Here is an 11,078-nt window from a genome sequence, read left to right on the forward strand (position 1 = left end):
GCGTTTTTTGTTGTAAACGGTAAGGGATGCACGCGGAAGAGAATTGGCAATCCAGTGACAGTGAATAGAACAGGCCATTATGTAACATTAATTGCATATTAGAACTTTTTAAGCAACATAGATGGATAAGCGCGTACAATACTGTGAAACCATACGGCCTTTAAGCCGGTACCGAGAGACCGAAAAGGAGACGAGATGGGTTCAAATCACCCTATGGGTGCTTGCGCATCCGCCCTGCCGCGCACGGCTATGAGCCCCCTGGCTCAACGCATCATGGATTCAACCATAAAAGGCAATACGCTCCCCGCTGTTCTGCTGCTGGCAGATGGCACCGTGTTTTACGGCCGCGCGTGCGGAGCATGTGGAACGGCGACGGGAGAGGTGTGCTTCAACACCTCGCTTGAGGGCTACTTCGAAGTTCTCACCGATCCCAGCTACGCGGGACAAATCGTAACCATGACGTATCCACAGATCGGCAATTACGGTATCGACCTTGCCGATGTTCAGAGCGCGTATCCCGGAGACGCCGACCGTCCCGCATCTGCCCCCGCGTTGCGCGGCATGGTGGTGCACGATATGTGCCGCACGCCGTCCAATTGGCGCAGCTCGTTGAGCGTTCCAGACTACCTGGCCCAGCAGGGCGTCGTCGCGATTGAGGGCGTTGATACCCGCTCCCTCGTTCAGCATCTTCGCGACCATGGCTCGCAGATGGGCATTGTTTCCACCGAGGAATTCAACCTCGATGTCCTTGCCGATCGTTTGGCGGCCGCTCCGCAGCTCGTTGGCGAGAACCTGGTCAAAACGGTGAGCTGCCCCCAGCCTCATACATACGACTCCTCGGACCTGCCGGTCTCCCATGAATTTGCCCTTGCCGCCACAGCGACCCGTCGCGCTCCGTATCGTGTGGTCGCATATGATTGCGGCGTCAAGCGGGGCATTCTCGAAGGTCTGGTTCGTGCCGGCTGCGACCTCACCGTTGTGCCGTGGGATACCCCCGCAGAGGATGTTCTTGCCCAGAACCCAGACGGCGTGTTCCTCTCCAACGGTCCCGGCGATCCCGATGCCGTACCCGAGACATACATGCAAGTCCAACAGCTTGTTGGCAAGGTACCGGTGTTCGGCATCTGCTTGGGCCACCAGATGATCAGCCTTGCGGCGGGTGCGCAGATCGAGAAGCTCAAGTTCGGCCATCGCGGCGGCAACCAGCCCGTTATGAATCTGCTCACGCGTCGTGTTGAAATCACGGCGCAAAACCACGGCTTTGGTTTGGTGTTCCCCAGCTTGGGAAACTTGGTACCCGAGCTCTCTGGCGGCGTGAGCGAGCATTCGACCCAGAGCGACCTGCGCTTTTGGGTCGAGCGCGGAGTGGCACCCGTTGTGCGAAACGAACGCTTTGGCCGTATCCGCCTCACCCACGTGAACCTTAACGACGGCACCGCCGAGGGCATTCAGCTGCTCGACGTCCCCTGCTTTAGCGTGCAGTACCATCCCGAGGCCTCTCCTGGCCCCACCGACGCTCATTACCTGTTCACCGCTTTCACGCGACTCATGGACGGCGACCCGGATTACCTGGGCATCGACATCGCGGCCGACCGGTTGCACGGCTGGAATTTCGCAACGGAGGAGAACTAGCATGCCCAAGCGTACCGATATTAAGCGGATTTTGGTTATTGGATCCGGACCAATCGTGATTGGCCAGGCATGCGAGTTCGACTACTCGGGTGCTCAGGCCTGTAAGGTACTCAAAGAAGACGGATACGAGGTCGTGTTGGTCAACTCGAATCCCGCGACCATCATGACGGACCCGGGCCTCGCCGACCGCACCTACGTGGAGCCCATCACGGCGGAGTTCATTGAGAAGGTCATCGAGCGCGAGCACCCCGATGCCCTGCTGCCCACCCTGGGTGGCCAGACGGGCCTCAATGCCGCCGTCGAGCTGGCGAAGTCTGGTGTGCTCGACCGCTACGGCGTCGAGATGATCGGATGCGACCTTGATGCCATCGAGCGCGGCGAGGACCGCAAGCTGTTCAACGAGGCCATGGCTGACCTGGGTCTCGAAGTGGCGCGCTCGGGTTATGCGTACTCCGTTGAGGATGCCCTCTCGATTGTCAAAACCACCGGCTATCCCTGCGTATTGCGTCCGAGCTTCACCATGGGCGGTGCCGGCGGCGGTATCGCGCACGACGAGGAAGAGCTCATTCAAATCGTGACGCAGGGCCTTGAGCTGTCCCCGGCAGGTGAGGTCCTGGTCGAGGAATCCATTGAAGGCTGGAAAGAGTATGAGATGGAGGTCATGCGCGACCGCGCCGGCAACGGCATCATCGTGTGCTCCATCGAGAACCTCGACCCCATGGGCGTGCATACCGGCGACTCGATTACCGTCGCCCCCGCTCAAACGCTCTCGGATCTCGAGTACCAGCGCATGCGCGTCGCCTCGCTCGCCATCCTCGAGAAGATCGGAGTCGAGACCGGCGGCTCCAACGTACAGTTCGCCGTCAACCCCAAGAACGGGCGCCTTATCGTCATCGAGATGAACCCGCGCGTAAGCCGTTCCTCCGCGCTTGCCTCCAAGGCGACGGGCTTCCCCATCGCCAAGGCGGCCGCGCGCCTGGCCGTGGGCTACACGCTCGACGAGATCACCAACGACATCACCCGTGCCACGCCGGCGTGCTTTGAGCCTTCCATTGACTACTGTGTGGTCAAGGTGCCGAGGTTCGCATTCGAGAAGTTCAAAGGCACCGACACCACGCTCACCACGCGTATGAAGGCTGTGGGCGAGGTCATGGCCATCGGACGTACCTTCGAGGAGGCGCTCGGCAAGGCCATGCGCTCGCTTGAGGACGGCCATCGCGGCCTGGGGGCCGATGCCAAGGCGTCCGCGCTTGAGCAACTGTCTGACGAAGAGCTTGCCGAGCATGTCGCCCGCGCTACGGAGCAGCGCATTTTCTACCTGGCGGAGGCACTGCGTCGTGGATGGTCGGTCGAGCGTTTGCATGACCTCACGCGCATCGACCCGTGGTTCCTCTCGCGCATGCACGACATGATCGCGGTTCAGACGGCGGTTCGCGGCCTGCGTGTTGAGGACATCGACGCCGACGCGATGCGCCTGCTTAAGCAATACGGCACCTCGGATGCCCAAATCGCGCACCTTACCGGCAGCGACGAGCGCTTTGTGCGTGCGTACCGCAAGGGTTTGGGCGTGGTTCCGAGTATGAAGACGGTCGATACCTGCGCCGCCGAGTTCGAGAGCGCCACGGAGTACCACTACAAGACCTACGAGAACCTCATGCGTGTCTCTCCCGTTGCTCACCGCAGCGTGGCGGTAGACGAAGTACGCCCCTGCGACAAGCCCAAGGTCATGATCTTGGGCGCCGGTCCCAATCGTATTGGGCAGGGCATCGAGTTCGACTACTGCTGCGTACACGCTTGTTACGAGCTGGCCGAGCGCGGATACGAGACCATCATGGTCAACTGCAACCCCGAGACGGTCTCCACCGACTACGACACCTCCGACCGTTTGTACTTCGAGCCGGTTACGTATGAGGACGTCATGGATATCGTCGACGTCGAACGTCCCGTCGGCGTCATCACCACGCTCGGCGGCCAAACGCCGGTCAACCTTACGCGCCAGCTGGCCGAGAGCGGCGTGACCATCATGGGCACCCAGCCTGACGCCATTGATTTCGCCGAGGACCGCGAGCGTTTCTCGGCGTTGCTGGACCGCTTGGGCGTCATGTATCCGCCGGCAGGTATGGCAACCTCGTTTGCAGAGGCCGAGTCCGTCGCCGCCCACATTGGCTACCCGTTGCTCGTCCGCCCCAGCTATGTTTTGGGCGGCCGCGGCATGATGATCGCCTACGACGCCGAGCACCTGCGCGAGTACATGGCCGAGGCTGCGCGCGTGAGCCCGGATCACCCTATCTACCTCGACCGATTCCTCGAGGGCGCGTACGAGAGCGACGTCGACGCGCTGTGCGACGGCGAGAACGTTTATATTGGCGGCATCCTCGAGCATATCGAGGAGGCCGGCATCCACTCGGGTGACTCCGCGACCTGCATTCCTCCGTTCTCGTTCTCCGAGGGCCTCAAGGCGAAGCTCCGCGAGACCACGCGCCGCATCGCGTTGGCCCTGGGCGTGCGCGGTTTGGTGAACGTGCAGTTCGCCATTAAGGGCGAAACGGTCTACGTCATCGAGGCGAACCCCCGCGCGAGTCGTACGGTGCCGTTCATCTCGAAGGCCACGGGCGTGCCGCTGGCGCGCTATGCCGCCCGTATCATGGCGGGGGAGAGCCTTGAGTCGCTTGGCTTGACGGGCGAGTATCGCGAGCCCGAGTACTTCTGCATGAAGGAGGCCGTGATGCCCTGGGGCCGCTTCCCCGGCGCCGAGGTCATTCTTGGCCCCGAGATGAAGTCGACGGGTGAGGTCATGGGTATCGCGAAGAGCTATCCGGAGGCCTACGCTAAGACGCAGCTCGCGATCGACTACCAGCTGCCCACGCCTGAGGATGGGCGCGTGTTCATCTCGGTGTGCGACCGCGACAAGCGCCATATCCTGAGCCTTGCGCGCATCTTACGCCACCTGGGATTCGATATCGTCTCAACGGCCGGCACGGCGCGCGTGTTGCGCGGCGGCAATGTGCCATGCGAGGTCATTGGCAAGATCGGTGCCCCTGATGGCGCCGAACTCGTTGTTGGTGAGGAAGCCGAGCGCGGAATCCTCGATATGATCGCGGATGGCGAGATCGCGTTCATCATCAACACACCGTATGGTCCTGGATCCCGTGGCGACGGGTACCGCCTGCGCACCGAGGCGGTCCGTCGCGGGGTGACCTGCGTGACAGCCCTCACGGCGGCGAATGCTTATATTGCCGCCCTTGAGGCCCGTCAGTTCGGCGACGGCATGGAGGTCATCGCGCTGCAGGATCTGTAAGGCGCGGGTGGGAGCCAAGCTTTCATGAGTGTTTTAGCCGGGGACGGCACCTGTCAATGGTGTCGACCCCGGTTTTTTTGTTGCCCACTGAATACCACACAATGATTCTTCATGTCCCATGACGGGCAAGCTCGAGGAAATGGAAAACCATTCGCCGATTTCTAGTGGCCGTCTCGGTATCCTCTGGTTAGCAATTCCTCGCAGCGAGGCGGATTGATTTGCTTTGACCTTGGTTCGGTGACACCCTACGTTCTCACGGTTCCAGTTGTTGGAAATGGATCCTTTTGGTTCGTCGTTTTGGGCCGAAACCGGCCGAAGGGCCTCCTTGTTCAATCGAACACTTGTAGAGAAGCTATGGGTTTTGAGTCAAATGGCCTGTTTGAACTAATACCAGTCTGAGTTCCAAAAAACCGTTTGGGGAGGGTATCCTACCATTCGCCGCTGACAACCCAAGGATAATCAAGTACATACGAAAGTCCCCTCATAATTCATTACGTAGGATTAATAGGTCTGCTGGTACATACCAGTTGTCCTGTGTACAGCGTAGAAACCTAATGGGAAGGGGACTCACGTGCATCACAGCTCAATCTTGAAACGCAATTGGGTGCGCGGTTCGGCGGTTATTGCATCTGCGGCGCTTTCGCTTGCCCTTGCGGTGCCTGCCCAGGCGGCACCTCTTACGGGTGTGAAGGATGCCAAGGCCGACAAGAACGTCGTTACCGTGACATTCCGGCAGGGTGATGATGAGGTTACCGGTAGGATTACGTTCCTTGAGGACGACATCTTCCGTTACAACGTGGATCCCTCGGGTGAGTTTAGCGAGTATGCGGAGCCGAAGAGCGAGGCCCATAAGGCCAGGATTCAGGCACAGCCGGATTCTTCGAGCAAGTACAATCACCCCGATGCTCAGGTAAAGGCGGAGGGCGATAGGTTCGTCATCACTTCTGGTGATACCACCATCGAGTTCGCCAAGGATAGCGCCCTTATGACCGTCAAACGCGGCGGTAAGGTTGTCATGGAAGAGACCTCCCCGCTCGACGTAGATAAGGCCGGCACCGTCCAGACGCTCAAGAAGCACGACGGCGAAGACTTCTTTGGCGGCGGCACCCAGAACGGCCGCTTCATCCACACGGGCAACACCATCAATATCGCCAATGAGAGCAACTGGGTTGACGGTGGCGTGGCTTCGCCGAACCCGTTCTATTGGTCCGATAACGGCTACGGCGTCATGCGCAACACGTTTGCCGACGGCTCGTATGATTTTGGCGCGACCGATGCCGGTGTTACGACTGCCCGTCACAACGAGAACGAGCTCGACGCCTATTACTTCGTTGCCGATGCTAAGGAGGGCAAGGCCACCGCGCCGATCGCCCAGGATCTGCTCCAGGACTACTTCCAGGTCACCGGCAATCCGGTGCTCCTGCCCGAGTACGCTTTCTATGTTGGTCACTTGAATGCTTGGAACCGCGACATGTGGTCCTCCGAGGCCAAGGACGGATACGGCAAATGGCAGATTAAGGGCAGCGAGCCCGCAGGGGCCGGCACGGGTAAGGTTCAGTATGAGAAGGACGGCACCGGTACTTCCATGCAGCCCGGCTCTCACGTGGAGTCTCTGAACGGCCACGGTGCCACTGAGCAGGGCGAAAATATCCCCGAGGGCACTGACTTCCCCAAGGAGTTCTCCGCTCAGTCCCGTTTGGACAACTACCTCGAGAACGATATGCCGCTGGGCTATTTCCTACCCAACGACGGCTATGGCGCGGGCTACGGCGTGAATGGCTTTGGCAAGACCGGCGGCGTCAATGATGACGGCACCAGCTCCGCCGAGCGCCTCGCCGCGGTCGCCGCTAACGTGCAGAACCTCAAGGAGTTCACTGATTACGCCAACGGAAAGGGTGTTGCGACCGGTCTGTGGACGCAGTCCCAGCTCTCCCCGGATTCCAATCCCGACACGCAGTGGCAGCTGCTCCGCGACTTCAAGGCCGAGGTCAACACCGGCGGCGTGACCACCCTCAAGACCGACGTTGCATGGGTCGGTAACGGCTATTCCATGGCGCTCGACGGCGTCAAGACGGCCTACGACATCATCACCGAGGACGTCAATTTCCGTCCGAACATCATCTCCCTCGACGGTTGGGCGGGTACCCAGCGCTTCGCGGGCATCTGGACCGGCGACCAGACCGGCGGCAACTGGGAGTACATCCGCTTCCACATTCCCACCTACATTGGTCAGTCCCTCTCCGGTAACCCTAACATCGGCTCCGATATGGACGGCATCTTCGGTGGCCAGCCTGTCATTGCCACGCGCGACTATCAGTGGAAGACCTTCACTCCGCTCATGCTCGACATGGACGGCTGGGGCTCCCACGTCAAGTCTCCGCAGACGCACGGCGACCCCTACACCGGCATTTCCCGTATGTACCTCAAGCTGAAGTCCCAGCTCCTGCCGTACATCTACACCTCTGCAGCATCCGCGGCGAATATCAACACGGGCAACGGTGACACCGGTCTGCCGATGATCCGCGCCATCCTGCTGAACGATGATTCTGCCTACGCTCAGAGCACCAAGACGCAGTACGAGTACACCTTCGGTGGCTCCTTCTTGGTCGCTCCTGTGTACCAGAACACCGACGGCGATGCCGCCAATGGTGGTATTGGTGACGGCAACGATCTCCGCAACGGCATCTACCTGCCCAACTATGGTACCGAGGAGGAGCCGACCATCTGGATCGACTACTTCACGGGCGACCAGTATCGCGGCGGCCAGGTGCTCAACAACTTCAATGCCCCGCTGTGGAAGCTCCCGTTGTTCGTGAAGGCTAACGCTATCGTCCCGATGTACGAGCCCAACGACAACCCCGAGGACATCGACCGCACCAAGCGCGAGGTGGAGTTCTTCGCTACGTCCGGCAAGGGCGAGTACACCCTGTTCGAGGACACCGGTACCTACATCGAGAACAAGTCGGACTCCTCCAACGAGGCGTACGGCAAGGAGGACAACATCGACTACGGCAAGAGCGTGAAGACCACGTTCACGTCCGAGGCCGATGCCAAGTCCGGCACCGCTACCTTCAAAGCGGGCAAGTCCGAGGGTGCCTACGATGGTTACGATTCCAACCGCACCACCGTCTTTACGGTGAACGTGTCCAAGGAGCCCGAGTCCGTTGTCGCCAAGAACGGCGATAAGGAGCTCACTGTCGAGAAGGTCGACTCCTTCGACGCCTTCAAGAAGGCGGAGCCTGCTGAGGGCAAGGCCGTCTACTTCTACGAGCAGACCCCGAACCTCAACTACGGCGCCACCGCCGAGAGCGAGCAGGTACGCAACGAGGACTTCTCCAAGCAGCCGATTAACACCACGCCCAAGCTGCACGTCAAGTTTGCCAAGACCGATGTGAACAGCAGTGAGCAGACGCTCGAGGTGAAGGGTTTTGAGAATAAGGGCGAGCTGCCGGGCAACACGCTCGACAAGAACCTCAAGGCTCCCGCGAACCTTGCTGCTCCCGAGGATGGCCTGACCCCCACGAGCATTAAGCTCACGTGGGATAAGGTCGAGGGTGCTACTGCGTACGACATCGAGATCGATGGCATGGTCAACAACATCCCGAGTGGCGATACCGTCGAGTTCAACGTGACGGACCTGCCGTACAACACGGAACACGAGTTCAAGATTCGCACTCGCACCGCTACCGGCTACTCCGAGTGGAGCGCGCCCCTCAAGGTCAAGACCCTTGAAGACCCGTGGCGCAATGCCCCCAAGCCTGTCCACGTTGATTGGGAAGGCGGCGAGAAGTGGGGCAAGCTGGACCTTGCGTTCGACCACGACGACAAGAGCGGCAGCAGCTTCCACTCTACCGACAGCGTTATCGGCATGCCGATGACTATCGACTACGGCAAGACCTACAGCCTGGATAAGTTCGTCTACACGCCGCGCCAGGACAACGGCGGCAACGGCAACGTGTCCAAGATGAAGGTCGAGATCAGCCTCGACGGCGCAAACTGGACCGATCTGGGTGTTCAGACGTGGGATAACAAGGGCGAGGGCAAGATGCAGCCCAAGACCGTTGACCTTAACGGTAAGTCAGCTCGCTACCTGCGTCTCACCGTTGAGGAGTCCACGGGCGGCTTCTTCTCCGCTACCGAGCTCGCGCTTTACAAGGCCGACAAGACCGAGGCTGCCGAGACCGGCTCCCTCAAGGCTCCCGGCACGGTTGGCGAGGAAGACGCGAACCATCTCCCGAACTGCTATGGTCGCGAGAACCGCGGTACGGGTACGAATGATTGGACCTCTCACATCGTCCAATCCAACGCTGACTACAACCTGAACAACGCCTACGACGTGTACGACATGTCTTTCACCATGTCCAAGCTTAACGGCGGCACCAAGAAGGACGGCAAGGTTGCCGGTGCCATCTCGGTTGTCCCCGAGAAGACTTCCGTCAAGGCGGGCGAGACCATCACGGTTGCCGTTAAGGTCAAGGACGGCAAGAACGTCAATGCTATGGGCGCCCTGGTTAAGTACCCCGTTGCAGACTTCGACTTCGTTAAGGACAGCCTCAAGGTCGCGGATAGCACGAAGGGCATGGAGAGCCACTCCGGTATGTATACCTTCAACGAGCCGACCAATTCCGTGAATATCGCGCTTGCCAACAGGGGCGACAAGAACCTGTGGAACGGTTCTGAGGATGTGGCGACCTTCCAGCTCACCGCCAAGAAGGACTGCGAGGTCAACCTCGATAGCCAGGCATGGCTCATCGGTCCCACGCAGGACTTCATCACCGCGGACGCCGACCCGGCTCCGGTGGTCGAGGAGCTCAAGCAGGATGCGTTCAACATCAGCATCACCAACGAGGGCTACCCCACCGATGACGGCAAGAACGTCGAGCGTCTCGTTCAGCAGAATAACTACGATGGCCTGTTCAACGACAACGATAACGACCGTGCGTTCGAATTCAAGTGGTTCACCGATGCGGAGACCTTCGACACGAAGGTCGGCCTGCCGGCGAATCTGACCTTTGAGCTCAAGGAGCCTCGCACGCTCAAGAACGTCGAGCTCTTCAACGGTGCTGCGACCTCTAACGGCTCCATCAACAGCCTCGAGGCGGTCATTACCTTCACGGACGGCACCACGCAGGAGTTCAAGGACGGCGACTTTGCCAAGAACCAGCCTTCCTATAACTTCGAGATCTTCGAGGCAAACAAGGCCAAGAAGGTTGCCAAGGTCGAGATTAAGCCTCTGACCTCCACGGGTGTTGCCACGGGTATCGAGAACCCCGAGAACCGCATGCTCACTATTGGCGAGATCAACTTCAATTACGTTGAAGGCGAGGAGCCTCAGGAGGAGATCAAGGAAGTCGCTCAGGAGCAGTTCGGCATCACGATGACGAACGATATCCTCACGACTGACGATGGCACCAACGTTGAGAAGCTCGTCGAGAGCAAGAAGTACGATGGCCTCTTCAACGGCAAGGAGGGTGACGCGGATAACGACTTCGAGTTCAAGTGGGACCTCGACTACAATTACGTGAACGGCAAGCTGCCCGAGTACGTGAAGCTTCCGACCACGATGCACTTCGAGCTCAAGGACCCGATGGTTCTGCGCGATGTTCAGATCCTGAACCGCAAGAACTCCAACGGTTCCGTCAATTCCCTCGAGGCCGAGATCACCTACACCGACGGTTCCACCACAGAGTTCAAGGACGGTGGCTTCGCCAAGAAGCAGGAGGTCTACACCCTGACCGCCGACAACACCAAGAAGGTCAAGAGCGTCGACATCACGCCGCTCACCTCCGACGGCACCGCCAACGGTTACCAGGGCGACGAGGCTAAGAACCGCATGCTCACCTTGCGTGAGATCAACTTTCACTACGCCGAGGGCGACCAGAAGCCTGAGGTGCCTGAGGTGAACAAGGCCGATCTCCAGGCCAAGTACGACGAGCTCAAGGGCAAGGCCAACGACGGCTACACCGAGGACTCTTGGAACGCCTTCCAGAAGGCTCTCGAGGGTGCCAAGGCGATTCTCGACAACGAGAAGGCCACCCAGTCCGAGGTCGACGCCGCGCTCAAGGCCCTCACCGACGCCAACGCCGGCCTCGTGAAGCCTGAGGTGCCTGAGGTGAACAAGGCCGATCTCCAGGCCAAGTACGACGAG

Annotated in this window: 3 protein-coding genes; all 3 read left to right on the top strand. The window is 59.8% G+C overall.

Annotation, left to right across the window (positions count from 1 at the left end; translation table 11 throughout):
* Positions 1-195 precede the first annotated feature (195 nt).
* Positions 196-1,632: a glutamine-hydrolyzing carbamoyl-phosphate synthase small subunit gene (gene carA / locus ACT8II_RS06415; protein WP_443813391.1), complete on the top strand. Its 1,437-nt coding sequence runs from the start codon at positions 196-198 to the stop codon at positions 1,630-1,632.
* A gap of 1 nt (position 1,633) precedes the next feature.
* Entirely contained in the window at positions 1,634-4,930 is a 3,297-nt protein-coding gene (gene carB / locus ACT8II_RS06420; RefSeq protein WP_443813393.1) for a carbamoyl-phosphate synthase large subunit, read from the top strand.
* A gap of 571 nt (positions 4,931-5,501) precedes the next feature.
* On the top strand, positions 5,502-11,078 hold a 5,577-nt coding region (locus ACT8II_RS06425; protein ID WP_443813395.1), incomplete at its 3' end, for a discoidin domain-containing protein.

Origin of the sequence: Collinsella sp. (genome assembly GCF_052346665.1) — a bacterium.
Classification (GTDB): domain Bacteria; phylum Actinomycetota; class Coriobacteriia; order Coriobacteriales; family Coriobacteriaceae; genus Collinsella.